Consider the following 23,042-nt stretch of genomic DNA (forward strand, 5'->3'; position numbering starts at 1 on the left):
GGCGATGAAAGACCAATTGCCCGTGATGGAACAACTGAAACAACTGAATCAGGACTTGCTCGAGGCCCGGCCGGATCAGACCGCGTTGTCTCAGCTTGGCCGGCAGATGGCCGAGCAGTGCGCGGAAATGGACGCTTGCCTGTTGCAAGGCTTGATGGAGATTCGTTCGGCTCATGTCGGCTTGCAAGCCATCCTGACCTTGCTGCAACGCCGCGACGAGCCCTTGCTGTTTAGCAGCGAGGAGGCGGTGGCTTTGCTGGAACCGGTGCAACAGCGTCTGTATCACGGCTTGAACGGTCTTAACCGCCTGGTTTGAGCCTTGCTTCCGCGCCCGCAATAAAGCGTGGCTGCGCCGGCTTTTCGTACTGGTCAGATATTTTTTCGCGGAGCGTTTGCGCATACTTTGCCCATCTTATGCGGCGTTCTTTGCATAGGGTCTCACGCCGATCCCCCGGTGTTGAGCTGCCTAGTGTCTATTGCAAACCCATCATGTTTGCCTCCCTCTCCCTGCGTGGAGAGGGATATTTTTTTAACCGGAACCCCGCTCCGGCCTGTCGGCATGCGCTGATCGCGCCGTTTGCGAGCCATCTGCCAGGAGAACGCATGAACTTCAATATGAATGCCGCCCAGTTCCAGCACAAATTGGCCGAAATGGAGGAGGAAAACCTCATGCTGCGCTTGCAGCTGGATGTTTACCGCGATGAGCTGTTCAAGAAGTACGAGTCGTTTCTCGATGAGAAACTGACAACGGAAATGGAGAAAAAACTGAGCCTGGACGTGCGCAAGGCGGAGGCGGACATGCGGCATAGGTTGCAAGAGGAAATCAAGCTGCTGAAGGAGGAGCTGCAGCGCCTGCGTGGGCCGGCCAAATCCGAAATCAAGCTGAACAAGGTGGACAAGGCGGTTGAGGTGCCGACTTTGTTGGCCACGGCCTGAGAGTTAACCCCGCCCTTGAACGCGAGGCATGTACTGAGACGGAGCCCGACGGCGGAATCAATGGAGTGTAGTGAATGAGAGCGTTACTGTTGTTGTGTTGGTTTGTTCTGGCACTGGGCGCGGCGCAAGCGCAGATCGTGGTAGGGAAGGATTACCTGGTGTTGCCCAAACCGCATCCGGTGTCCAGCGGCGAGCAGATTGAGGTGGCGGAGTTTTTCTCCTACCCATGCCGACATTGCTACTCTCAAGACGCCGCGATATCCGCCTGGCTGAAGACCCAGCCAGCGGACGTGCGCGTGGTGCGCAAGCATGTGGTGTGGGGCAAACCGATGGAAGGGTATGCGCGGGTGTTCGCCACCTTGAACGTGTCCGGCCTCTCGGACCGTTTGCATGGCGCGGCCTTCCGCGCGGTGCAGCATGACAAGGTCGATCTGAGCAAGGAAGCGGAGTTTGAGAAGTGGTTGCGCCGCCAGCCGGGCGTGGACGTTGCCAAGACCATGGCGGTGTATCGATCCTTCGCGGTGAAGGCTCAAGTGGAGGCTATCGCCCAGTTCACCAAGGATTACCGGATCTTCAGCACGCCCATGCTGGTGGTGGACGGCAAGTACGCGATTGCCGCGGCCCCGCCGGAGCGTACGCGGGAGGTGCTGGACGCCTTGCTGAGCAAGGTGCGGGCGCAAAGAGACGGTTTAGTCTGAGAACCTGTTCATAGTCTGCTGCGCTTCGTGAAGCGTCGCACGGTGAGTACAAGCTCAAAATGCTCATGTACCACGTGACCATTCCGCTTTTTCGCTTGTTTTCGCCTTGTCTCGCCCTAGCTCGCGAGACTTTGAACAGGTTCTGAGTCTGTTCTAAAGAACGCCGCCCCTTTCGGGCGGCGGCATCGTTTTTGCCCCCGTGCGCAAACGGGGTATGATGTCAGGCCGTACGTTTATTGCGCTTGCACACTCCGCCGCCCATGTCTCAGCACACTTTCTCCCCGGATGGGAACGCCCATCTCAGCCCCAAGGCCTGGTATCAGGCCGCCAGCGAAAAACCCGGTTTCATCCACGACGAGGCCCAGGCCGCGGCGATTGAGGAGCTGGACTTGCTGTGGCACCAACTGGTGGAGTTCAAGAACAAGCGCAACCGCTTCCTTGGACGCAGCCTGCGCAGCCCGGATGTGCCCAAGGGCCTGTATTTCTGGGGCGGGGTGGGGCGCGGCAAGAGCTTTCTGATGGACGCCTTCTACGCCTGCGTGCCGTACCGCCGCAAGCGTCGCATTCATTTCCACAACTTCATGGCCGAGGTGCACCGCGAGCTGCGCGCGCTGGCCGGCAGCAAGGACCCGCTGCTGGCTTATGCCGACAAGATCGCCCGCGACACCCGCCTGCTGTGCTTCGACGAGTTCCACGTCAGCGACATCGCCGACGCGATGATGCTGGGCCGGCTGCTGTCGGCGCTGTTCGAGCGCGGCGTGGTGCTGGTCACCACCTCCAACTACGCGCCGGACGGCCTCTATCCCAACGGCCTGCAACGGCAGAACTTCCTGCCCACCATCGAGTTGATCAAGCGCGAGCTGAAAGTGCTGAACGTGGACGGCGGCAACGACTACCGGTTGCGAGAGTTGACGCGCGAGCCGCTGTTCATGGTGCCGGCGAACGCGGCCAGCGAGGAGAAAATGGAGCAGCTGTTCCAGCGCCTGAGCCACGGCGTGGAGCAGAAGAAACGCTCCATCCAGGTGCTGGGCCGCGAGATTCCGGTCAAGCGTCTGGCCGCCGGGGTGATCTGGTTCGATTTCCTGGCCCTGTGCGACGGCCCGCGCGCGCAAACCGACTACCTGGAAATCGCCACCGAATACCATACCGTCTTTGTTAGCGGCATTCCCAAGATCACCGCGCGCGAGGCCTCCATCGCCCGCCGCTTCACCTGGCTGGTGGACGTGTTCTACGACAACCGCGTCAAGCTGGTGGCCTCCGCCGCCGCCGAGCCGGAGCAGCTGTACACCGAAGGGGTGCAGGCCGGCGAATTCTTCCGCACCGCCAGCCGGCTGACCGAAATGCAGTCACGCAGCTATCTGGAGCTGCCGCACCAGTCCGTCGGCCAGACTCACGACCAGCCGCCGGCCGGCGTGGTGCTGTAAACGGCGACGCGCATGAACGCCGGCGGCCTGCTCCAAGAAGTGAGAGCTTGCCGGCTGTGCGCGGACAAGCTGCCGCATGGTCCGCGCCCGGTGCTGCAGTGGCATCCGGATGCGCGCATCCTGATTGCCGGCCAAGCGCCGGGGCGGCGCGTGCATGCGTCCGGCCTGCCGTTCGACGACCCCAGCGGCGAGCGTTTGCGCGATTGGCTGGGCGTGGACAAAACGGTGTTTTACGATGAGACCCGCATCGCCATTCTGCCGATGGCTTTCTGTTACCCCGGCACCGGCAAGTCCGGGGATCTGCCTCCGCCTCCGCAATGCGCGGCCGCCTGGCGTCAGCCTTTGCTGGCCGGTCTGCCTCATCTGCAATTGACGATTTTGCTGGGTCAGTACGCCCAGCGGTATCACCTGCCTGGACGTTATCCGCGGCTGACAGAGGCGGTGGAGCGCTGGCGCGAGCACTGGCCGGCGCTGTTGCCCTTGCCGCACCCCAGCCCGCGCAATCAACTGTGGCTGCGCCGCCATCCCTGGTTCGAGGCCGAACTGCTGCCGGCTTTGCGGCACAGGGTGGCAGAGGTGCTGGAGCGCGGCTGAGAACCGGTTTACGATCTGCTGCGCGCTGTGAAACGTGGCTCGGTGAGTGCAACTTCGAAATGCTCATGTACCATGTGTACATCCCGCTTTCTCAGCCGTTTTCGCCTTGTCTCGCTCTTGCTCGCGAGACTGTGAACAGGCTCTAAGCACTATTCACCATCGATGGTTTTCCAAGGAGGCTGCAATGTGGCGACGCTGGATCTGGAATGGCAAGCAACGATTGTTTGACTGGGGAGTGCGCCAGCAGCGGCGCTGGGCCGGGCTGAAGCCGCGACGGCGCAGGCTGGAGCAGGGTGAATTGAGCTGGTTAGAGCGCGCCGCGCCGGCGGGCGCGCCGGTGCTGGTGCTGCTGCATGGCTTTGGCGCGGAAAAAGACCACTGGGCGATGCTGGCGCGTCGCCTGCCCAAGTCATTCCGGCTGATTGCACCAGACTTGCCAGGCCACGGCGACAGCATGTCCAACCTGGACATCAGCTACCGAGTGGAGGCGCAAGCGGATCGGCTGCGCGCGTTTCTGGAGGTTTGGGGCGTGGAGCATGTCCACTTGATCGGCAATTCCATGGGCGGCGCCATCGCCGCCAACTTCGCCGCGCGTTATCCGCGGCACGTGGCCAGCCTGACCCTGCTCAACGCTGCCGGCGCCGGTTCCGGCAACGGCGACAACGCTAGTGAAATGGCTGGGCTGTGGCAGAGCAGCGGCGAGAACCCGCTGCTGGACATGAGCAGCGCGGACGGAGTGCGGGCGATGCTGCACTGGGCGATGTACCGGCCGCCGCCGGTGCCCGGCTTCGCCATCGAGGTGACGGCGGCGCGCAAGGCGGAACGCGTTGAGGTGGAGCGCAAGATTTTCGACGACCTGTTAGACAGTGTGGACCAGCGGCCCTTGCTGGCGAGCATCCAGGCGCCGACTTTGATCGTCTGGGGCCGCGAGGACCGCATCCTGCATGTGGAGGACGCGGATTGCTTCGCCGCCGCCATCGCCGGCAGCGAGAAGCAGGTGTTGGAGCGGGTGGGTCATCTGCCGATGATGGAACAGCCGCGCCAGGTAGCGGAGCTGTGGCTGGATTTTGCGCGGAGGCGGGTCTTGCAGGCAGGGCAGGGCTAAGTGCTGGCCTCGATTGCGATCGGGTGCTGAGGCGCGGTCCGACATCGCTCAAAACAAAAGCCGCCCGGCGCATTGGCGCGAGGCGGCTTTGGGCACTGCGAAGCAAGAGGGCGCTTAGGCGCGCTTCTTGAATTCGTTGGTGCGGGTGTCGATTTCGATCTTTTCGCCGGTGTTGACGAAGGCCGGAACCTGAACTTCGAAGGTGGTGCCCACCAGGCGAGCCGGCTTCAGCACTTTGCCGGAGGTGTCGCCGCGTACGGCCGGTTCGGTGTATTCCACTTCGCGGATCACGGTGGTCGGCAGTTCAACGGAGATGGCCTTGCCGTCGTAGAAGGTCACTTGGCACACTTCTTCCATGCCGTCGACGATGTAGTTCAGCGTGTCGCCCAGGTTGTCGGCTTCCACTTCGTACTGGTTGAATTCGGTGTCCATGAACACGTACATCGGATCGGCGAAGTAGGAGTAGGTGCAGTCTTTGCGGTCCAGCACGATGACGTCGAACTTGTCGTCTGCGCGATATACGGCTTCGCTGCCGGCGCCGGTCAACAGGTTCTTCATTTTCATTTTCACAACGGAGGCGTTGCGGCCGGATTTGCTGAATTCAGCCTTCTGCACGACCATCGGGTCGCTGCCTACCATGAATACGTTGCCGGCGCGGAGTTCTTGTGCGGTTTTCATTACTAAAAGTCCCAAACTCTTGATTGAAGTCGGAAAAAAGGTTTCCGAAAAACGGCGTATTTTAGCCGATTTCCCGGACAAAGTGCAGTAGTCTGTCGCCCAGATCACCGTCCGCCAGCAATTTTTCCGGCCAGATGGCGGCGTGTTCGCGCCATGCGGGCAGCCATGCGGCCAATTCCGTCCATGCGGCGGCCATATCGGCGCCGTGGTTCCAGGCATGGCTGGCGGCGGTCAGCGCTTGCGCCGCTCCGGCGGGCAGCGCCGCGCCGTACTGTGACAAAAAGGCATCAAGCTTGGCCAGATGGGCGTCGTCGTCCTGCGGGTAGATGTGCCAGAGAAACGGCCTGCCCGCCCATTGCGCCCGCACGAAGCTGTCTTCGCCTCGCACCAGATTAAGGTCGCAGGACCACAGCAGCAGGTCGTAGCTGTCCTGGTCGGTCATCGGCAACACTTTGACCGTCAACGAGCCCTGCCGCGCAAGCATGCCGGCGCGCAATGGGTAGCCGAAGACGCGGGCCGCGTCCGGCAGCGCCTTGCCTTCCGGCAATAGGCAAGTCACCCGGCGTTCGCCCAACGCCCAGGCGGCCAGGAGGCTGGTGATGGCCGGGTTTTCATAGGCGAACAGGCTGACTCGCCATTCGTCCGCGGCCGGTTCCGGCAGCTCCAGTAGCTGCCAGTAGGCGCGGCGCGCTAGCGTGTCGTCCTGCCATTGGCGGCGGACGTCTAGCAGGCCCTGCTCGCAAATCAGGCCGCCGGTATCCGCACCGAAGCCGGGAAAAAAGAAGTGCTTGGTCAGCGGCAAGCGCGGGTGGGGAGAGGGTTGGCGGTGGCAGCCACGCGTCCAGTCTTCCGCCGACAGGTATTCCAGATTGATCCACACGGGCTTGATCGCCTTGGCCGCCATCGCCTGTTCAAAGCCTTCCGGCAAGCGGCAGCCGAAGGCCTCGATCACCACGTCGGCAGGCATGGTGTCGGCCGGCGGACCGTCCGCCGGCCAGTGACGGATGTCGATGTCGGCCAGGCGCTGGGCCGGCAGGGCCGGGTCCAGATCGGGCGCGATGCGGGCGAAGCTGGCCAGGTCGTCCACCCAAAGCCGCACCTCCAGCCCGAAGTCGTGGGCCAGCCGGCGCGCCAGCCGCCAGGCGACACCGATGTCGCCATAGTTGTCGACCACGGCGCAGAAGATATCCCAGTGTTTGCGTTCCATTAGCGGTGCCGCGCGTGAAAATGGCGGCAGCTTAGCACGCCGCCGCGGATTAATGAAAAACCCCGCGACGGAGCGCGGGGTTGCATAAAGATTAAGACGCCGCGCACAAAGGCCTGAGTTCGTAGCGTGGGCAAGTCCTTTGGGCTTGTCCTCGCTACAACTAGATCAAAACGCGGTGATTGTTTTTAGAACCGGTTTACGCTCTCGCGAGCTAGAGCGAGACAAGGCGAAAACGGCTGAGAAAGCGGAATGTACGCGTGGTACATGAGCATTTTGAAGCCGCTTTCAACGCCGTATCGCCGACGCCCAGCAGATCGTAAACAGGTGCTTAGAAAATGGACATCCACAGGCCGGCGGTGGTCGCGGTCATGAAGCCCGCCATCACCGCGGCGGCCAGCGCGCGCATGCCGATCTGGGCCAGTTCCTTCTGTCGCGACGGGGCCAGCGCGCCGATGCCGGCTACGCAAATGCCCACCGAGCTGAAGTTGGAGAAGCTGGACAGCGCGAAGGTGGAAATCAGGATGGCTTGAGGCGACAGGGTGCCGGCGGCCTTCATCTTGGCCAGGTCCAGGTAGGAGATGAATTCGTTGACCACGATCTTTTGGCCCAGCAGGCTGCCCACTTCCAGGGTTTCGTGCCAGCTCACACCCATCATGAAGGCGAACACGCGGAAGGCCTGGCCAAACAGGTATTGCAATGTCAGCCCGTCGAACACGCCGTTGGTGGAGGCCTTGATCATCTCGTTGACGCCCAGCGCCGCGCCGATGCCGTCCTTCACGACGAAGTTGGCCAGCGCGATCATGGACACAATGGCCAGGATGATGGTGGCCACCGCGGCGGCCATCTTCATGCCGGACATCGCGCCGTTGACGATGGCGTTGATGAAGCTGCCCTGATCGTCTTCCTGGCTGTAGTCCAGCTTGTCGCTGGAGGTATGGCCGCGATCGGTTTCCGGGTAGATGATTTTGGCGAATACCGCGGCTGCCGGCGCGTTCATGAAGGAAGCCATCAGCAGATAGGTGGCGAACTTGGCTTGTTCCGCCGGATTGCTGCCGCCGAGGAAGGCGACATAGGCGGCCAGTACGCCGCCGGCCAGCGTGGACATGCCGGCAATCATCACGCAGGCCAGCTCGGAGCGGGTCATGTGCTTGATATAGGGGCGGATCAGCAGCGGGGCCTCGGTCTGGCCGAGAAAGATGTTGCCCGCCACGGTCAGACTTTCCGGGCCGGACAGCTTCATGCTGCGTTTCATCACCCAGGCCATGCCGGCCACCACGCGTTGCAGGATGCCCAGATGGTAGAGCAGGGCGCTGAAGGCGGAGAAGAAGATGATCACGGGCAAGACCATGAAGGCGAACAAGAAGCCCATGCTGCCGTTGGGTTTGGCCAGGTCGCCGAACACGAAGGTGGCGCCTTCGCCGGAGAAGGTCAGTACTTTGGCGAAGCCGGAGCCGAAGGCTTCGAACACCGCGCGCGCGGCCGGTACGTAGTTGATGACCAAGAACAGCGTGCTTTGCATGATCAGACCGATCAGCACGATGCGCCAGTTGATGGCTTTGCGATTGGTGGACAGCGCATAGGCGGTGCCCAGCAGGAACAACATGCCGACGAGAGCTTGTAAGGTATTCACGAACAACCCTGAGATGAAGGTGCGGAAGCTGACCGGCTGGCGCATGGCGCCGGGCCAGGCGGATCCAACGATTATTAGATGATGATTAGCTAATATTGCTCAAGGGGCGCGATTTTACAGCAAAAATCGGAGAACGAAAGCGATTGAAGCGCTTTGTCCTTGATTTTATTCGATTTGGGTGAGGGTTCGGTCCGCTGCGGGACAATGGGGCGCACCGCGGCGGGTCGGAAAAAACCGGCGCACGGACGGCGCCGGGTGTGGTTTGGACGGGTGGACGGCGCTTTAATCGCCGCGCGGAGCATCGCCACTGCCGCCGCCGTCCTTGGGCTTGTCGTCGTCCATCAGAATGCGATGCGCCGGGCCTTCCATATCGTCGAACTGGCCGTTGCGGGTGGCCCACCAGAAAATGCCGCCGATGACGAAGGCCAGCACCAGGCTGAGCGGAATGAGCAGATACAGGCTTTCCATCAGGATTTCCGTTTGACCAGTCGGAGGGCGTTGCCGACTACGATGAGAGAGCTGGACGCCATGCCCAGGCTGGCGATCCACGGCGTAACGTGGCCGGTGATGGCCAAGGGCAGCGCCACGATATTGTAAGCGGCGGCCCACCACAAGTTTTGACGTATCACAGACAAGGTCTTGCGAGACAGTTCGAACGCGTTGGCGATCAGCCCCAGCCGGTCGCCAATCAGCACCATGTCGCCGCTGGCGCGCGCCACGTCGGTGCCGCCGCCCATGGCGATGGACACGTCGGCCTTGGCCAGCACCGGCGCGTCGTTGATGCCGTCGCCCACCATCAGCACGCGCTTGCCGGCGGCTTGCAGCCGGCCGACGTAGGCCAATTTATCCTCCGGCGCGGCGCGGGCGATATGCGCGTCCATGTCCAGCTGGCGCGCCAAATTGGAGACAGGGCCGGCGCCGTCGCCGCTGAGCAGATGCACGCGCAGGCCGCGCTGTTTCAACTGGCGCAGCAGCGGCGCGGCGTCGGCGCGCACGGCGTCGCCGATGGCGAACAAGGCGACCAGTTCTGTTTCATCAGCCAGCGCGATCAGGGTTTTGTCGCCGTGCCAGTCTGCGGAAGGAAGAGGGCAGCCGCCCAACTGAGCGGCGATGAATTCCGGCGAGCCTATGCGCCAGTCGCGGCTGTTCAGCCGGCCGCTCACGCCTTGACCCGGATGGTTGCGCAGCGCTTCCGCGGTCTGGTGCTGGCCGTCGCCGGCGGCGGCCAGCAGCGCGCGCGCCACCGGATGCTCCGAGCCCTGCTCCAGCGCCGCCGCCGTGGCCAGCGCCGCCGCCGCGTCGCGGCCGGGGGCGGTCCAGCTGTCCAGCAGCCGCATATCGCCATGGGTCAGGGTGCCGGTCTTGTCGAACACCACGTCGCTGATCTTGGGCAGGGTCTCCAGCGCGTGGCCGCGGGTGGTCAGCACGCCCAGGGCCGCCAGGTGGCCGGAGGCGGCGGTCAAGGCCGCCGGGGTGGCCAGCGACAGCGCGCAGGGACAGGAAATCACCAGCACCGCCACCATGATCCATAGCGCGCGGTCCGGTTCGATGTAGTGCCAGCCCAGGTAGGTGCCGGCCGCGGCCAGCAGCAGCAGCGCGACGAACCAACTGGCGAAGCGGTCGGCGATCACCGCCAGCCGCGGTTTTTCCGCCAGCGCCTGGTCCAGCAGCCGCACGATGCCGGCCAGCCGCGTGTCCTGGCCGGTCTGTTCCACCCGCACCACCAATGGGCTGGCGGCGTTGACGCTGCCGGCGATCACCGCTGCGCCGGCGTCCTTGGTCACCGGGCGGCTTTCGCCGGTCAACAGCGCTTCATTGCTGGCGCTATGGCCGTCCAGCACCAGGCCGTCGGCGGGAATGGTCTCGCCGGGTTTGACCAGAATCACATCGCCGGGGCGCAACTGCGCCACGGTGGTTTCCTCGCTTTGGCGGTTATCCGGCCAGCCGGTCAGGCGATGAGCGAAGGCGGGGATCAGCTTGACCAGGCTTTCCGTGGCCTCGCCGGCTTTGCGCCGGGCGATGCCCTCCAGGTAGCGGCCGCCCAGCAGCAGGAACACGAACATCGACACCGAGTCGAAGTAGACGCCGTGTTCCACTTTGTTGATCAGCGCCCAGAAGCTGGACAGGAAGGCGGTGAGGATGCCGATGGTCACCGGGGTGTCCATGCCCACGCGCCGGGTTTTGAGGTCGCGCCAGGTGGCGCGGTAGAAGGGCACGGCGGAGTAGAGCACTACCGGCAGAGTCAGGATGAAGCTGGACCAGTGCAACAGCCATAGAAAGTCCGGCGTGATCTCGCCGTCCGGCGCCAGATAGATAGGCACCGCGTACATCATCACCTGCATCATGGACAGGCCGGCGGCCCACAGGCGGTTGATCGCCTGCTTGCGTTCTTTCTGGTTCAGCGCTTCCTGGCGCTCGGCGTCGTAGGGGTGGGCGCGGTAGCCGATGGCGCTGACCGCTTCCAGAATGGCGGACAATTGGACCCGGCTATTGTCCCAGCGCACGCGAGCGCGATGGTTGCTGTAATTGATGTCGACGCTGACGATGCCGGGCAACTGGCGGATGTGCTGCTCGTTGAGCCAAACACAGGCGGCGCAGGTGATGCCTTCCAGCATGAGGGAGGCTTCTCGCAGGTTTTCCGCTTCAAAGCGCACAAAGCTGCGCTGCAGCTCGTCGGAGTCGTAGAGTTTGATCTGCTCCAGCAACTCGCGCGGCACCGGCTCGGCCTGGCGCGCCCCTTCGGTGCGGTGCTGGTAGTAATCGGACAGGCCGGACTGGATGATGGTGACCGCCACCGCTTGGCAGCCGGCGCAACAGGTGGGCTGATCGACTTCGCGGTATTTGACCGGGAACTGGACGTCGGGCGGCACCGGCAGGCCGCAATGGAAGCAGTTTTCACTCATGATGGCCGATTGTAATCAATCCGGCCGTGTTTGGCTTGTGTCGGCGCGTTGGAAAAGGCCGTGTCAGCCCCCATCTGCTGGGGGCGTTTGGTCTGAAGGCGGGGCGGTTCAGATCGTGGACACGTTCTCAGACCGCGCGCAGCTGCGGCTCCACGCCGCGCAAGCACAGTTGCTTCAGGATGCGGTTCAGGATCACGCCGTACATGGGCAGGAAGAACAGCAGGCAGATCAGTAGTTTGAAGCTGTAGTCCACTAGCGCTATTTCCACCCAGTTGGCGGCCATGAACGGGTCGCTGCTCTGGTAGAAGGCAATGAAGAAGAAGGCCAGCGTGTCGCTGATATTGCCGAACAACATGGCCGAAGCCGGAGCGATCCACCAGGTCTTCAACTGTCGCAAGCGGTTGAACACCTGCACGTCCAGGATTTGGCCCAGCGCGTAGGCGGCGAAGCTGGCGACGGCGATGCGGGCGACGAAAAGGTTGAAGCTGGCCAGCGCGGCGGCGCCTTGCCAAGCGCCTTGGTAGAACAAGGTGGAGATCAGGTAAGAGATCGCCAGTGCCGGCAACATCGCCGCGAAAATGATGCGACGGGCAAGCTGTGCGCCGAACACGCGCACGGTCAGGTCGGTGGCCAGGAAGATGAACGGAAAGGTGAACGCGCCCCAGGTGGTGTGGAAGCCGAACACGATGACGGGCAGTTGGACCAGATAATTGCTGGACGCGATGATGGCGATGTGGAACAGAGACAGCCACAGCAGCGCGGACAGCCGCTGTTGGCGGGTAAAGCTAAACATGATGTCGGCCTTTTTGTTTGGATTGGGGTGAGGGAACCCAGTGTTGCGAGACGGTAGTCCTGCCTCGGTCCGACGCGCGGTATCCAGGCAAGGGCCAAAATCATACTCGTCCAAGCCCGGCTTGGCAAAATTTTTGTATTGCTAATCAGTTGTTTGTCAGTGGAAGGGGGACGTATGTTGGCAGTTGTGCAGTCGGCTCCAGGCGGAGTCGACACCTTGCAGGTGGACGAAATCGCGCCGCCGCTTCGGGGCGCCGGGCAGCTATTGGTGCGGGTCATGGCCGCGGGCGTCAATCGCGCCGATCTGGCGCAGCGCGCCGGACATTATCCGCCCCCGCCGGGCGCCAGCCCCATTCTGGGTCTGGAGGTGGCCGGGGTGGTGGAAGAGGCGGACGCGGGTTCGCGTTTTCAGCCTGGAGATGCGGTGTTCGGCCTGATCAGCGGTGGCGGCTACGCGGAATACGCGGTGCTGGAAGAGGCCCTGGCCATCGCCAAGCCGGACTGGCTGTCCTGGGTGGAGGCGGCCAGCCTGCCCGAGGCCTGGATGACGGCCTGGTTCAATCTGGTGGAAAAAGCCGGCTTGCAGGCCGGCGAGACTGTGTTGGTGCACGCCGGCGCCAGCGGCGTGGGTGCGGCGGCAATCCAGTTGGCTGGTCTATTGGGCGCGCAGGCCTACGCCAGCGCGGGCAGCGAGGAGAAGGCGGCGTTTTGCCGCGAGTTGGGCGCGGTCCAGGCGTTCAACTACCGGCAGACGCCGGCCTTCGGGCCCATGGTCAAGGACTGGGGCGGCGTCGACGTGGTGTTGGACCCGGTGGGCGCCAGCTATCTGAACGATAATCTGTCGGCCTTGAAGCCGGATGGGCGGTTGGTCAATATCGGCCTGCTCGGCGGCGGCAAGGCGGAGTTGAATCTTGGGGCGCTGCTGATGAAGCGCATCGCGCTGATCGGTTCCACGCTGCGGCCGCAGCCCTTGGAAGTGAAGGCGCGCTTGGCGCGGGCGGTGGAAGCCCGGATTTTGCCGGCGCTGGAGCAGGGCAAGCTGCGTCTGACGCTGGATTCCAGCTACCCCTTGACTCAGGTGGCCGATGCGCACGCCTATGTGGAGGCCAACCGCAATCTGGGGAAGGTGGTGTTGACCTTGTTTCCGGTGGTGGCGGGCTGAGATGCTGTTTACGGTCTGCTGCGCGTCGTGAGGCGCGACACGGTGAGTGCCGCTTCGAAATGCTCATGTGCCGTATGACCATTCCGCTTTCTCGGCGGTTCTCGCCTTGTCTCGCTCTTGCTTGCGAGATCGTCAACACGTTCTGAGAGGCGCGTTGAATGAAAAAGCGCGCCCAGATGGGCGCGCCGGTTTGTGTGTGGCCTTGGGCGGAGCGGGTTTAGTCGTGCATCCGGTTCAGCTGGCGCGCGATGATGTCGTGGTTCAGCCATAGCACCGGGCCGGCGGGCGCGGCGGCTTCGTGGAACATCAGCGGGCCGGTGGCGTCGATTACCAGGCTGCTCAGGTGGTCGGTGATCAAGGTCTTCTTGTCCTGGTGCATATCCACGATGGCGTCGGACGTGCCTATCATCACCTCGGCCAGCTCCGGGCTGTTCGGCATCGGCCAGGCGTCGAAATTGCGGAAGCCGCGCATCACCTCGCCGCTATTGAGCGCGTCTATCTTCTCCAGTACCTCTTCCAGCGTGTGGCCGTCCTGCAGCAGGGCGGCGCAGGCTTGCCATTGCGCGTTGGCCCAAGCGCCGCCGTCCTCGCGTTTCAAGGCGCGCAGCAACGCCAGCAGCGGCAGCTCCACGCCGACGAAGATGTCCGAGGAGTTGGTGCGGATTTCCGGGCAGTTGAACACCGTGGCCTTGACGCCCTGTTCCCAGGCGGCGCGGGCGATGTTTTCCAGGCGCATCTTGGCGTAGCCCTGGGTGTAGTTGGTATAGGTCTGCCACTGGTAATCGCCGTCGATCAGTATCTCGGTGCCGTGGTAGCCGTAGGCGGTGTAGCGCACCTGACCGCCTGCGGCTTCCAGCCGGCCGCGCAGCGCCGCGCTGCCGTCTATCAGGTGCTGGAAGGTGTTGGCGGTGACTTCGTCGAAGTTTTGCAGGATCAGCTTGCCCAGATCGCTGTCCAGCAGCGCCTGGGTGGACAGGAAGCGCTCGCCGCGGCCCTTGTAGACGCGGTTGGCGATGGCCAGGAAGACCTTGGCTTTGGGAATGCCGCCGGCCATGGTGTGGGCGAAGAACACGTTGCGGCCGTCGTCGATCATGGCGTCCAGCTGGGCCATCGCCTTGGCAACCCCATCCTTGAAGCGCTGCACGCCGATTTGGCGGCATTGTTCGATGTGAGCCCAGTCCAGTTTGTCATCCTGCCAGCTTTTCAGGGTCAGGGAGGCCAGCAGCTCGGTCGGCGTCGGCGAGCCATCCTGGTCAAAGCCGGCCATCAGCGGCACATTGATCACGCGGCCGCCCAGATTGGCTTCGGCCGCGGCCAATTCTTCCTCGTTCAGCGGGCGTAGTTGGTTGTTTTCGTCGCGGCGGCCCACTGTCATGCCAATGATGTCCATGCCGGCCTTGCGCGCTTCATTGATCAGGCCGTTGGCGTAGCCGCGGCCGAACAGTTCGCCGAACAAGACGAAAACGTCGCCGGGGCGGAACAAGTTGCTTTGCGGAAGTTGTCTCAGGGCGCTTGTTTGAGCCATATCTTTCAGTCTTTCTCGATGAGGGCCGGCGCGGCGCGTGCTGGCGGGGCCGGTCGCTTGGATATATTGGAGTGATTGCTCGGATCGGGGGCATTTTACCCGCGTTCCGGTTTCAGGTGTTCAGTTGGACGGCAACGGCGACAGCGCTTCTATCAGCGCCACTTCCTGCGCATAGCTGAGCGCCTTCATCTTGGTTAGGAGCTTTTCCCCATCCACTTTCCACTGCTGATCCAGTTCTTCCTCGATGATGCGCGCCTCCACCGCCAGCCACACGCCGCGGCAGGCGGCGGCGTCGTCGAAATGCACTCCTTTCAGTACTTGGGCGATCAGGTGCAGTTCCGGGTCGCTGAACTGGCGCGACAGCAGCGCCTGTTCGCGACGCACGATCTCGGCGTAGCGGTCGCAAATCTGCCGTACCCGCGCGGCGTCGCCGTAGTGGGCGGGCTCGTCGGCCGGAGCGCTCAGCGCGTCGTGCTGGAACCAAGCGTCCAGGGCTGGTTTCAGTTGCGGCAGGTCTTCGTGCCAAACGCGGGTCAATGCTTCGCGGAAGCGGGCGTTGTCGGTGAAGGACAGTTCGTCGAAGGGCATGGCCGGCACCACGCCTTCGTCCAGCGCGCGCTTGCCTACCCAGATCCGGCCTTCTTCGTCGCGGCTGACCGCGGCGCGCCAGACCGCCTGCTCTTCAGTGGCCAGGTTGTCGACATGGATTTCGATGTAGGGCGGGGCGATGTCCTGCTCCTCGTCCTCGGTGACGAAGCGCAGCGTGATGTCGAACAGGCTGTGTTTGGCGATCTCCAGCAGTTGCAGGCCGTCTTTGTGGCCGGCCAGCAGGTAGCGGTCGCCATTGTCGTAGACGGCCACGTCTTCTATGTCCGCGGCCGGCTTGATCAGCGTGGCGGACAAGGCGTCTGCCAACTGGTTGGCGTCGTTGTGCTGGACGGCGTAGCCGGTGCGGTAGGCCTCGTGTTCCTTCCATAAGGCGTTCCAGTCGTACATAGCGCGTTTCCTCGTCGAAAATCGGTTTGCCGCGCAGTGTACGCAAAAGCCCAACGCTTGTCGCCCGCCGGAATTTTTGGTAGGGACTGTTTTTTGTGCTATTATCCAGCGATTTTTCTGTATCCATCCTCCTCCAAAAATGACCCGACAAATTCGCAATATCGCCATCATCGCCCACGTCGACCATGGCAAGACCACGCTTGTAGACCAACTGCTGCGTCAATCCGGTACCTTCCGCGAGAACCAGCAGGTGGACGAGCGTGTAATGGACAGCAACGATCTTGAAAAAGAACGCGGCATCACCATTCTGGCCAAAAACACCGCCATCGAATACGAAGGCGTGCACATCAATATCGTCGACACTCCGGGACACGCCGACTTCGGCGGCGAAGTTGAGCGCGTGTTGGGCATGGTGGACGGCGTGCTGCTGTTGGTTGACGCCGTAGAAGGCCCGATGCCGCAAACCCGTTTCGTCACCAAGAAAGCGCTGGCGCTGGGTCTGCGCCCGATCGTGGTGATCAACAAGGTGGATCGTCCGGGCGCGCGTCCGGACTGGGTGGTGGATCAGACTTTCGACCTGTTCGACAAGCTGGGCGCGACTGACGAACAGCTGGACTTCCCCATTATCTACGCTTCCGGCCTGAACGGTTTCGCCAAGCTGGAGCTGGAAGAAGAGTCCGACAATATGCGCCCGCTGTTCGACACCGTGCTCAAGCACGTGCCGACCCCGCCGGGCAGCGCCGACGCGCCGCTGCAGCTGCAGATTTCCGCGCTGGACTACTCCACTTACACTGGCCGCCTGGGCGTGGGCCGCGTGCTGAACGGCCGTATCAAGCCGGGTCAGCAAGTGGTGGTGATGAACCATGACGATCAAGTGGCTTCCGGCCGCATCAACCAAGTTCTGGGTTATCAGGGCCTGGACCGCGTTCCGGTTGAAGAAGCCGAGGCGGGCGACATCATCATCATCTCCGGCATCGAGGATATCGGCATCGGCGTGACCATTTGCGACAAAGAGCAGCCGGTAGGCCTGCCTATGCTGTCCGTGGATGAGCCGACGCTGACCATGGACTTCATGGTGAACTCCTCGCCGCTGGCCGGCACCGAAGGCAAGTTCGTGACCTCGCGTCAAATCCGCGATCGTCTGACCAAGGAACTGCTGACCAATGTGGCGCTGCGCGTGGAAGACACCGGCGACTCCGACGTGTTCCGCGTGTCCGGTCGTGGCGAGCTGCACCTGACCATTCTGCTGGAAAACATGCGTCGCGAAGGCTTTGAAATGGCCGTGGCCAAGCCGCGCGTGGTGTTCAAGGAGATCAACGGTCAGAAGTGCGAGCCGTACGAAAACCTGACCATCGACCTGGAAGACGATCACCAGGGCGGCGTGATGGAAGAAATCGGTCGTCGCCGCGGCGAACTGACCAATATGGAATCCGACGGCAACGGCCGCACTCGCCTGGAATACCATATTCCGGCGCGCGGTCTGATCGGCTTCCAGTCCGACTTCATGACCATGACTCGCGGCACCGGCTTGATGAGCCACGTGTTCGACGACTACGCGCCGGTCAAGCCGGATATGCCGGGTCGTCACAACGGCGTGCTGATCTCGCAAGAGAACGGCGAAGCGGTGGCTTACGCGCTGTGGAAGCTGGAAGACCGCGGCCGCATGTTCGTGGCCCCGGGCGAGAAGCTGTACGAAGGCATGATCATCGGTATTCATAGCCGCGACAACGATCTGGTGGTGAACCCGGTCAAGGGCAAGCAGTTGACCAACGTGCGCGCCTCCGGCACCGACGAAGCCGTGCGTTTGACCACGCCGATCAAGTTGACCTTGGAGTCCGCGGTGGAGTTCATTGACGACGACGAGTTGGTGGAAATCACGCCGAAGTCCATCCGCATCCGCAAGCGTTATCTGAACGAATCGGATCGTCGCAAGATGGCCAAAGCCAACGCCGCGTCCTGATTCACGCTGGCCTTGCAAAAACCGCCGTTCCCTTGATGGGGGTGGCGGTTTTTTATTTGTTAGAGGTCCAGGGTGGCGAGTCTTTGTCGGCAGGCGTGCGCTTCGTTCAGGATGCGCTCGAACAACTCGGCAACGCCGGGCACATCGTCGATCAGGCCCTGGGCCTGGCCAATCAGCTGCACGCCTTTGTCGTGGTCGCCGTCCTCTATCGCCAGCCGGATGGATTCTGTGGCGGCGCCGAACTGCGCCAGTTGCCGCAGTGCTTGGGGTTGGCTCAGCAGGCCGCCCAGCACGACTTTGGCGATGGGCATGCCCAGCTTGCGCGCGGCGGCGCTGGCGCGCCAGGCGGCGGCCAGCAGGCTAAGCGGCTTGCGCGTGGCTTGGCGAGCGGCGGGGGTGTCCATCACTCGGCACCACAGGCCGTCGAAGTTCTTGGAGTACAAGGTGTCGGCCACTCCGCGTTGCCGAATCATCTCCTTGGTGCGCTGGTGCACAGGGCTTTCCTTGCTCATGGCCAGTCGCGTGCCCATTGCCACGGCATCGGCGCCCAGCGCCAGCGCGGCAATCAGGCCCTGGCCGTCGGCAAAGCCCCCGGCTGCGATGATGGGCAAGGCGCTGGCCTTGCGGATGGCCGGGATCAGTGCCAGCGAGGTGACGGCGCCGCCGTGGGCGGCGGCCTCGTGGCCGGTGACCAGCAGGGCGTCGGCGCCGGACGCTTCCGCCGAGCGCGCGTGCTTTTCCGTCACCACGGTGGCGATGGCCTTGCCGCCGTAGGCGTGAGCGCGTTCAATCAGCCAATCGCCCTTGCCCAGCGAAAAATTGATCACAGGCACGCGTTCTTCCAGGGCGACCATGGCGTTTTCCTTGGCGCCTGGCATCATGAGCGTGCAGCCGACGCCAAAGGGCCGGTTGCTCAGTTCGCGCACGCGGCGGATGGCTTGTCGCGTCAGTTCCGGCGTCAGCGGGCCAGTGGCGAGTATGCCCAGGCCGCCGGCGTTGCCGACGGCGGCCACCAGTTCCGGGGTGGCGATGTAGCTCATGCCGGGGCAGATTAGCGGGCGCTGGATGTCGAGCAGTCGGGTAATGGCGGTTTGCATGGGGCGGGGCTCGCTTTACAATATCGGTCGGTCGAGGGTTGGCGGGCGCAATGGGCTGGACCCGGCGCTGTCATTGTTGTCGGCTTTGCCGGAAAATTCAAACGATTGTTTAAATATGCTGCTGATCGTGTTGCTGGGCTGGCTTTACGTGGTGCTGATGCTGGCGGTGGCGCAGCACAGCGTGCTGGCTTCGCTATCCATCTTGTTCTTTCTGGGCGTGCTGCCCACCTTCTTTGTGGCGCGGATGACGCGGCGCAAACTGCGCCGTCAGCGTGAAAAAGCGCGTGAGGCGCGCGACGAGGCTTGAGCGGATCGCCGTCCGGTGCTAGAATCCCGCGTCCCTTGCCATACTGGCGGGGGAAAATCATCTATTACGCACATCCGCGCCAAAGGGTGCCTCGGTTCGAGGTTGTCTGCGCGGATGGAGGCTTAACCCTTTAAGGAGTTTTTGCATGTCCACCAACGTTACCATGCGTCAAATGCTTGAGGCCGGCGTTCACTTCGGCCACCAAACCCGCTTCTGGAACCCGAAGATGGCTAAGTACATCTTTGGCAGCCGCAACAAGATTCACATCATCAACCTGGAAAAGACTCTGCCGCTGTTCGTGGAAGCCCAGGATTATGTGCGTCGTCTGGCCGCCAACAAAGGTTCCATCATGTTCGTGGGCACCAAGCGTCAGGCTCGTGAGATCGTACGTGAAGAAGCTGCCCGTTGCGGCATGCCGTTTGTTGACCACCGCTGGCTGGGCGGCATGCTGACCAACTACAAGACCGTGAAGCAGTCGATCAAGCGTCTTGAAGAGAAGCGCGCCATTCTGGAATCCGCTGGCGATACCGGTTACAACAAGAAAGAACTGCTGGACCTGCAACGCGAAGTCGACAAGCTGGAGCGTTCGCTGGGCGGCATCAAGGATATGAAGGGCCTGCCGGACGCCATCTTCGTTATCGACACTGGCTACCAGAAGGGCACCATCGTCGAAGCCAAGAAACTGGGTATCCCGGTTATCGGCGTTGTTGACACCAACAACACCCCGGACGGCATCGATTACGTGATCCCGGGCAACGACGACTCCAGCCGCGCTATCCGCCTGTACGCTCGCGGCATGGCCGACGCGGTGCTGGAAGGCCGCGCCCAGTCTTTGCAAGAGATCGTGGCTGCTGAATCGGCTCAAGCCGAGTAAGCAGACGAAAAGGGGGCGCAAGCCCCTTTTTTTAGACCCACGTAATCAAAATCATTAGGAGTGCGAAGTATGGCGGAAATTACCGCAAAAATGGTTTCGGATCTGCGCGCGGCTACCGGCCTCGGCATGATGGAATGTAAAAAAGCTCTGGTGGAAGCCGAAGGCGACGCTGCCAAAGCTGAAGAAATCCTGCGCATCAAGTCCGGCAACAAGGCTTCCAAGATGGCTGGCCGCGTGGCTGCTGAAGGCATCATCGGTTCCTTCGTTGAAGGCGGTGTTGGCGCCCTGGTGGAAGTCAACTGCGAAACCGACTTTGTTGCCAAGGACCCGACCTTCCTGGCTCTGGCCGCCGCTGCCGCCAAGGCTGTTGTGATCGCCAACCCGGCTGACGTGGAAGCACTGTCCGCTGTGGAAATCGACGGCCAGTCCGTTGAAGACATCCGCAAGGCCGCCATCGCCAAGCTGGGCGAGAACATGACCATCCGTCGTTTCGTTCGCTACCAGACCGAAGGCGCTATCGCCACCTACCTGCACGGCGCCAAGATCGGCGTGATCGTCGACTTCGCCGGCGAAGAGCAAGTGGGCAAGGACGTGGCCATGCACATCGCCGCTTCCAAGCCGATCTGCGTGTCCAAGGATCAGGTTCCGGCCGAAACTCTGGAGCAAGAGCGCAAGATCTACACCGCGCAGGCCGCCGAATCCGGCAAGCCGGCCGACATCGTCGCCAAGATGGTGGAAGGCCGCGTCAACAAGTTCCTGGCCGAAGTGACCCTGATGGGCCAACCCTTCGTCAAGAACCCGGACGTGACCGTTGAAAAGCTGCTGGCCGAGAAGAAGTCCTCCGTCAAGGCGTTCGCCATGTTCGTAGTGGGCGAAGGCATTGAGAAGAAAGTAGTAGACTACGCCGCTGAAGTGGCTGCAGCCGCCAAGCTGTAAGATCTCAGTCGCGAGACGTATTGACGGCACCCTGCCTGCAGGGTGCCGTTTTGCAAACTAAAAACCGAATATCCAGCCAAACCGAGGTTACCATGAGCCAAGTTCCTGCCTATAAACGCATCCTGCTGAAACTGTCCGGCGAAGCCCTGATGGGCGATGACAACTATGGCATCAACCGCACCACGATCGAGCAGATCGTGGGGCAGATCAAGGAGGTGGTGGAGCTTGGCGTGCAAGTGGGCGTGGTGATCGGCGGCGGCAATATCTTCCGCGGCGTGGCGCCGGCTGCTGCGGGCATGGACCGGGCCACCGCGGACTATATGGGCATGATGGCGACGGTAATGAACGCGCTGGCGCTGAAGGACGCGATGACCAAGGCTGGGTTGATCGCGCGCGTGCAGTCGGCGCTGACCATGCAGCAGATCGCGGAGCCTTATGTGCGCGGCAAGGCCATGCAGTACCTGGAGGAGGGCAAGGTGGTGATCTTCGCCGCCGGCACCGGCAACCCCTTCTTCACCACCGACACCGCCGCGGCGTTGCGCGGCATGGAAATGAACGTGGACATCATGCTGAAAGCCACCAAAGTGGATGGCGTGTACACGGACGACCCGAAAAAGAACCCGGACGCGATACGTTATCAGACCTTGACCTTCGACGAGGCGATCTCGCGCAATCTCAAGGTGATGGACGCCACCGCCTTCGCGCTGTGCCGCGACCAAAACCTGAACATCAAGGTGTTCAGCATCTTCAAGAGCGGCGCGCTGACCCGGGTCGTGCTTGGCGAAGACGAAGGCACGCTGGTACACTGCTGAGTTTGAAAATTGCTGAAGGCGAAAGCGGCAATGGCCGTTTTCGCCTTGTCTTTTTAAGTTTCGATTTGGAGTAGACATGATTAACGACATCAAGAAATCTGCCGAGCAGAAAATGCAGAAGTCGCTGGAAGCGTTTAAGACCGACCTGAGCAAAGTACGCACCGGTCGCGCCCATACCGGCATTCTTGATCATGTCATGGTGGACTACTATGGCAGCGACGTGCCCATCAGCCAGGTGGCCAACGTGACGCTGGTGGACGCGCGTACGATCGGTGTGCAGCCCTGGGAAAAACCGATGCTGGCCAAGATCGAAAAAGCGATCCGCGACTCCGACCTGGGCCTGAACCCGGCCTCCATGGGCGAGATCATCCGCGTGCCGATGCCGATGCTGACCGAAGAGCGCCGCAAAGACCTGATCAAGGTGGTGCGCGGTGAAGCCGAAGGCGCGCGCGTGGCCGTTCGCAACATCCGCCGCGACGCCAACAACGAGTTCAAAAACCTGCTCAAAGACAAGGCCATCACCGAAGACGACGAGCGTCGCGGCCAGGATGACATCCAGAAGCTGACCGACAAATACACCGTCGAAATCGATAAGGTCCTGGCAGCCAAGGAAGCCGACCTGATGGCCGTCTAAGGAGCCCCGCGTTTTGTTTGCAAGCTCTACCAAGGATGTGCCGGAGGTGCGTTCCGTGCCGCGGCATATCGCCATCATCATGGATGGCAACGGTCGTTGGGCCAAGAAGCGTTTTTTGCCGCGCGTGGCCGGCCATAAGCGCGGCCTGGACACCGTGCGCGAGATCGTCGGAGCCTGCAAGGAGTTGGGCGTCGAATGTCTGACCCTGTTCGCGTTCTCCACCGAGAACTGGCGGCGTCCGCAGGAGGAAGTCTCCTTTCTGATGGACCTGTTCATTCGCGCGCTGGAGCACGAGGTGAGCAAACTGCACAACAACAATATCCGCTTGCGGGTATTGGGTTCTCGCGAGCGTTTCAGCGCGGATCTGCAGGAGCGTATCCTGCGCGCCGAGGAAAAGACCGCCGGCAACGATGGTCTGGTCTTGAACATCGCCGCCGATTACGGCGGCCGTTGGGATATCCTCAACGCGGTCAATAGCCTGATCGCCGAGGGCGTCACTCATATCGACGAAGAGGCGCTGACCCAGCGTCTGTCGATGCCGTGGGCGCCTGAGCCGGACCTGTTCATCCGTACCGGCGGCGAGCAGCGCATCAGCAACTTCCTGCTGTGGCAGTTGGCTTATTCCGAACTGCACTTCACCGAAACGCTGTGGCCGGACTTTGATCGCGCGGCGCTGGAAGCCGCCATCGCTTCTTACCAGTCCCGTGAGCGCCGCTTTGGACGCACCAGCGAACAATTGCCCGAGCATCTGCGCCGGGATGGGCGCTAAGCC

Annotated in this window: 23 protein-coding genes; 14 read left to right on the forward strand and 9 right to left on the reverse strand. The window is 62.3% G+C overall.

All coding sequences use genetic code 11. The annotated features are described in order from the left end of the window. The first annotated feature begins 4 nt into the window (after nt 1-4). The 6 genes from ACUXV1_RS21255 (at nt 5) to ACUXV1_RS21280 (ending at nt 4,757) form a co-directional block, all read left to right on the forward strand. Nucleotides 5-316 carry a DUF1484 family protein gene (locus ACUXV1_RS21255; RefSeq protein ID WP_043639985.1) on the forward strand — a complete coding sequence of 104 codons (312 nt, stop codon included), beginning with the start codon at nt 5-7 and terminating at the stop codon, nt 314-316. Between the two features lie 287 nt (nt 317-603). After that, a complete protein-coding gene (locus tag ACUXV1_RS21260) occupies nt 604-936 on the forward strand; it encodes a hypothetical protein (protein WP_081551239.1) in 333 nt (110 codons plus the stop codon). Between the two features lie 74 nt (nt 937-1,010). Further along, the gene (locus ACUXV1_RS21265) at nt 1,011-1,634 is read left to right on the forward strand and encodes a thiol:disulfide interchange protein DsbA/DsbL (protein WP_194426644.1); all 624 of its coding nucleotides are present in this window, start codon (nt 1,011-1,013) and stop codon (nt 1,632-1,634) included. A 260-nt stretch (nt 1,635-1,894) separates the two neighbouring features. After that, nucleotides 1,895-3,058 carry a cell division protein ZapE gene (zapE, locus tag ACUXV1_RS21270; protein ID WP_043639979.1) on the forward strand — a complete coding sequence of 388 codons (1,164 nt, stop codon included), beginning with the start codon at nt 1,895-1,897 and terminating at the stop codon, nt 3,056-3,058. A gap of 12 nt (nt 3,059-3,070) precedes the next feature. Further along, nucleotides 3,071-3,652 carry a uracil-DNA glycosylase family protein gene (locus ACUXV1_RS21275; RefSeq protein WP_081556712.1) on the forward strand — a complete coding sequence of 194 codons (582 nt, stop codon included), beginning with the start codon at nt 3,071-3,073 and terminating at the stop codon, nt 3,650-3,652. 184 nt (nt 3,653-3,836) lie between these two features. Continuing rightward, nucleotides 3,837-4,757 (forward strand): alpha/beta fold hydrolase, encoded by a 921-nt coding sequence (locus ACUXV1_RS21280; RefSeq protein WP_043639972.1) that lies wholly within the window; start codon nt 3,837-3,839, stop codon nt 4,755-4,757. Between the two features lie 114 nt (nt 4,758-4,871). On the opposite strand, the gene efp is transcribed toward ACUXV1_RS21280, so the two are convergent. From efp to ACUXV1_RS21310, 6 genes are all read right to left on the reverse strand, one after another. After that, on the reverse strand, nt 4,872-5,435 hold the full coding sequence (gene efp, locus ACUXV1_RS21285) for an elongation factor P (RefSeq protein ID WP_019103034.1): 564 nt from the start codon (nt 5,433-5,435) through the stop codon (nt 4,872-4,874). A 61-nt stretch (nt 5,436-5,496) separates the two neighbouring features. Continuing rightward, nucleotides 5,497-6,642 (reverse strand): elongation factor P maturation arginine rhamnosyltransferase EarP, encoded by a 1,146-nt coding sequence (earP, locus tag ACUXV1_RS21290; RefSeq protein WP_043639968.1) that lies wholly within the window; start codon nt 6,640-6,642, stop codon nt 5,497-5,499. A gap of 328 nt (nt 6,643-6,970) precedes the next feature. Further along, entirely contained in the window at nt 6,971-8,272 is a 1,302-nt protein-coding gene (locus ACUXV1_RS21295) for a NupC/NupG family nucleoside CNT transporter (protein ID WP_039755819.1), read from the reverse strand. 282 nt (nt 8,273-8,554) lie between these two features. Continuing rightward, a complete protein-coding gene (gene ccoS, locus ACUXV1_RS21300; protein ID WP_194426640.1) occupies nt 8,555-8,740 on the reverse strand; it encodes a cbb3-type cytochrome oxidase assembly protein CcoS in 186 nt (61 codons plus the stop codon). Further along, on the reverse strand, nt 8,740-11,175 hold the full coding sequence (locus ACUXV1_RS21305; RefSeq protein ID WP_446016468.1) for a heavy metal translocating P-type ATPase: 2,436 nt from the start codon (nt 11,173-11,175) through the stop codon (nt 8,740-8,742). Before ACUXV1_RS21305 ends, ccoS begins: the two co-directional genes overlap by 1 nt. Before the next feature lie 127 nt (nt 11,176-11,302). Beyond that, nucleotides 11,303-11,968 (reverse strand): 7-cyano-7-deazaguanine/7-aminomethyl-7-deazaguanine transporter, encoded by a 666-nt coding sequence (locus ACUXV1_RS21310; protein ID WP_446016467.1) that lies wholly within the window; start codon nt 11,966-11,968, stop codon nt 11,303-11,305. 174 nt (nt 11,969-12,142) lie between these two features. Here ACUXV1_RS21310 and ACUXV1_RS21315 point away from each other — a divergent pair, with 174 nt between their 5' ends. Further along, nucleotides 12,143-13,129 (forward strand): NAD(P)H-quinone oxidoreductase, encoded by a 987-nt coding sequence (locus tag ACUXV1_RS21315; RefSeq protein WP_446016466.1) that lies wholly within the window; start codon nt 12,143-12,145, stop codon nt 13,127-13,129. 217 nt (nt 13,130-13,346) lie between these two features. Here ACUXV1_RS21315 and ACUXV1_RS21320 read toward each other — a convergent pair whose 3' ends face one another. Next, nucleotides 13,347-14,654, reverse strand: coding sequence for an enoyl ACP reductase FabMG family protein (locus ACUXV1_RS21320; RefSeq protein ID WP_446016465.1), 1,308 nt, complete (start codon nt 14,652-14,654; stop codon nt 13,347-13,349). Nucleotides 14,655-14,774: 120 nt separating this feature from the next. Further along, the gene (locus ACUXV1_RS21325; RefSeq protein WP_446016464.1) at nt 14,775-15,650 is read right to left on the reverse strand and encodes a hypothetical protein; all 876 of its coding nucleotides are present in this window, start codon (nt 15,648-15,650) and stop codon (nt 14,775-14,777) included. A 139-nt stretch (nt 15,651-15,789) separates the two neighbouring features. On the opposite strand from ACUXV1_RS21325, the gene typA reads away from it, so the two are divergent. Beyond that, nucleotides 15,790-17,610: a translational GTPase TypA gene (gene typA, locus ACUXV1_RS21330; RefSeq protein WP_194426635.1), complete on the forward strand. Its 1,821-nt coding sequence runs from the start codon at nt 15,790-15,792 to the stop codon at nt 17,608-17,610. 59 nt (nt 17,611-17,669) lie between these two features. On the opposite strand, the gene ACUXV1_RS21335 is transcribed toward typA, so the two are convergent. Then, on the reverse strand, nt 17,670-18,707 hold the full coding sequence (locus tag ACUXV1_RS21335; protein ID WP_446016462.1) for an NAD(P)H-dependent flavin oxidoreductase: 1,038 nt from the start codon (nt 18,705-18,707) through the stop codon (nt 17,670-17,672). A gap of 115 nt (nt 18,708-18,822) precedes the next feature. Here ACUXV1_RS21335 and ACUXV1_RS21340 point away from each other — a divergent pair, with 115 nt between their 5' ends. From ACUXV1_RS21340 to uppS, 6 genes are all read left to right on the forward strand, one after another. Next, nucleotides 18,823-19,014, forward strand: coding sequence for a hypothetical protein (locus tag ACUXV1_RS21340; protein WP_019103093.1), 192 nt, complete (start codon nt 18,823-18,825; stop codon nt 19,012-19,014). A gap of 145 nt (nt 19,015-19,159) precedes the next feature. Then, the gene (gene rpsB, locus ACUXV1_RS21345) at nt 19,160-19,888 is read left to right on the forward strand and encodes a 30S ribosomal protein S2 (protein WP_019102339.1); all 729 of its coding nucleotides are present in this window, start codon (nt 19,160-19,162) and stop codon (nt 19,886-19,888) included. Between the two features lie 69 nt (nt 19,889-19,957). Further along, a complete protein-coding gene (tsf, locus tag ACUXV1_RS21350; protein WP_019102340.1) occupies nt 19,958-20,824 on the forward strand; it encodes a translation elongation factor Ts in 867 nt (288 codons plus the stop codon). Nucleotides 20,825-20,916: 92 nt separating this feature from the next. Continuing rightward, nucleotides 20,917-21,636, forward strand: a complete 720-nt coding sequence (gene pyrH / locus ACUXV1_RS21355; protein ID WP_019104408.1) for a UMP kinase — start codon at nt 20,917-20,919, stop codon at nt 21,634-21,636. A gap of 76 nt (nt 21,637-21,712) precedes the next feature. Continuing rightward, the gene (gene frr / locus ACUXV1_RS21360; RefSeq protein WP_043639935.1) at nt 21,713-22,270 is read left to right on the forward strand and encodes a ribosome recycling factor; all 558 of its coding nucleotides are present in this window, start codon (nt 21,713-21,715) and stop codon (nt 22,268-22,270) included. A gap of 79 nt (nt 22,271-22,349) precedes the next feature. Next, a complete protein-coding gene (gene uppS / locus ACUXV1_RS21365) occupies nt 22,350-23,039 on the forward strand; it encodes a polyprenyl diphosphate synthase (protein WP_446016488.1) in 690 nt (229 codons plus the stop codon). The last annotated feature ends 3 nt before the right edge of the window (nt 23,040-23,042 follow it).

Source organism: Chromobacterium sp. W521 (genome assembly GCF_052805975.1).

Bases quoted from the DNA above. Each gene is read 5' to 3' on its own strand.
- ACUXV1_RS21310 (WP_446016467.1), bottom strand. From the start codon at position 11,968: ATGTTTAGCTTTACCCGCCAACAGCGGCTGTCCGCGCTGCTGTGGCTG.
- ACUXV1_RS21325 (WP_446016464.1), bottom strand. From the start codon at position 15,650: ATGTACGACTGGAACGCCTTATGGAAGGAACACGAGGCCTACCGCACC.
- ACUXV1_RS21265 (WP_194426644.1), top strand. From the start codon at position 1,011: ATGAGAGCGTTACTGTTGTTGTGTTGGTTTGTTCTGGCACTGGGCGCG.
- earP (WP_043639968.1), bottom strand. From the start codon at position 6,642: ATGGAACGCAAACACTGGGATATCTTCTGCGCCGTGGTCGACAACTAT.
- ACUXV1_RS21255 (WP_043639985.1), top strand. From the start codon at position 5: ATGAAAGACCAATTGCCCGTGATGGAACAACTGAAACAACTGAATCAG.
- ACUXV1_RS21260 (WP_081551239.1), top strand. From the start codon at position 604: ATGAACTTCAATATGAATGCCGCCCAGTTCCAGCACAAATTGGCCGAA.
- efp (WP_019103034.1), bottom strand. From the start codon at position 5,435: ATGAAAACCGCACAAGAACTCCGCGCCGGCAACGTATTCATGGTAGGC.
- ACUXV1_RS21275 (WP_081556712.1), top strand. From the start codon at position 3,071: ATGAACGCCGGCGGCCTGCTCCAAGAAGTGAGAGCTTGCCGGCTGTGC.
- pyrH (WP_019104408.1), top strand. From the start codon at position 20,917: ATGAGCCAAGTTCCTGCCTATAAACGCATCCTGCTGAAACTGTCCGGC.
- ccoS (WP_194426640.1), bottom strand. From the start codon at position 8,740: ATGGAAAGCCTGTATCTGCTCATTCCGCTCAGCCTGGTGCTGGCCTTC.
- ACUXV1_RS21340 (WP_019103093.1), top strand. From the start codon at position 18,823: ATGCTGCTGATCGTGTTGCTGGGCTGGCTTTACGTGGTGCTGATGCTG.
- ACUXV1_RS21280 (WP_043639972.1), top strand. From the start codon at position 3,837: ATGTGGCGACGCTGGATCTGGAATGGCAAGCAACGATTGTTTGACTGG.
- ACUXV1_RS21335 (WP_446016462.1), bottom strand. From the start codon at position 18,707: ATGCAAACCGCCATTACCCGACTGCTCGACATCCAGCGCCCGCTAATC.
- typA (WP_194426635.1), top strand. From the start codon at position 15,790: ATGACCCGACAAATTCGCAATATCGCCATCATCGCCCACGTCGACCAT.
- ACUXV1_RS21315 (WP_446016466.1), top strand. From the start codon at position 12,143: ATGTTGGCAGTTGTGCAGTCGGCTCCAGGCGGAGTCGACACCTTGCAG.
- ACUXV1_RS21320 (WP_446016465.1), bottom strand. From the start codon at position 14,654: ATGGCTCAAACAAGCGCCCTGAGACAACTTCCGCAAAGCAACTTGTTC.
- uppS (WP_446016488.1), top strand. From the start codon at position 22,350: ATGGATGGCAACGGTCGTTGGGCCAAGAAGCGTTTTTTGCCGCGCGTG.
- frr (WP_043639935.1), top strand. From the start codon at position 21,713: ATGATTAACGACATCAAGAAATCTGCCGAGCAGAAAATGCAGAAGTCG.
- tsf (WP_019102340.1), top strand. From the start codon at position 19,958: ATGGCGGAAATTACCGCAAAAATGGTTTCGGATCTGCGCGCGGCTACC.
- zapE (WP_043639979.1), top strand. From the start codon at position 1,895: ATGTCTCAGCACACTTTCTCCCCGGATGGGAACGCCCATCTCAGCCCC.
- rpsB (WP_019102339.1), top strand. From the start codon at position 19,160: ATGTCCACCAACGTTACCATGCGTCAAATGCTTGAGGCCGGCGTTCAC.
- ACUXV1_RS21305 (WP_446016468.1), bottom strand. From the start codon at position 11,175: ATGAGTGAAAACTGCTTCCATTGCGGCCTGCCGGTGCCGCCCGACGTC.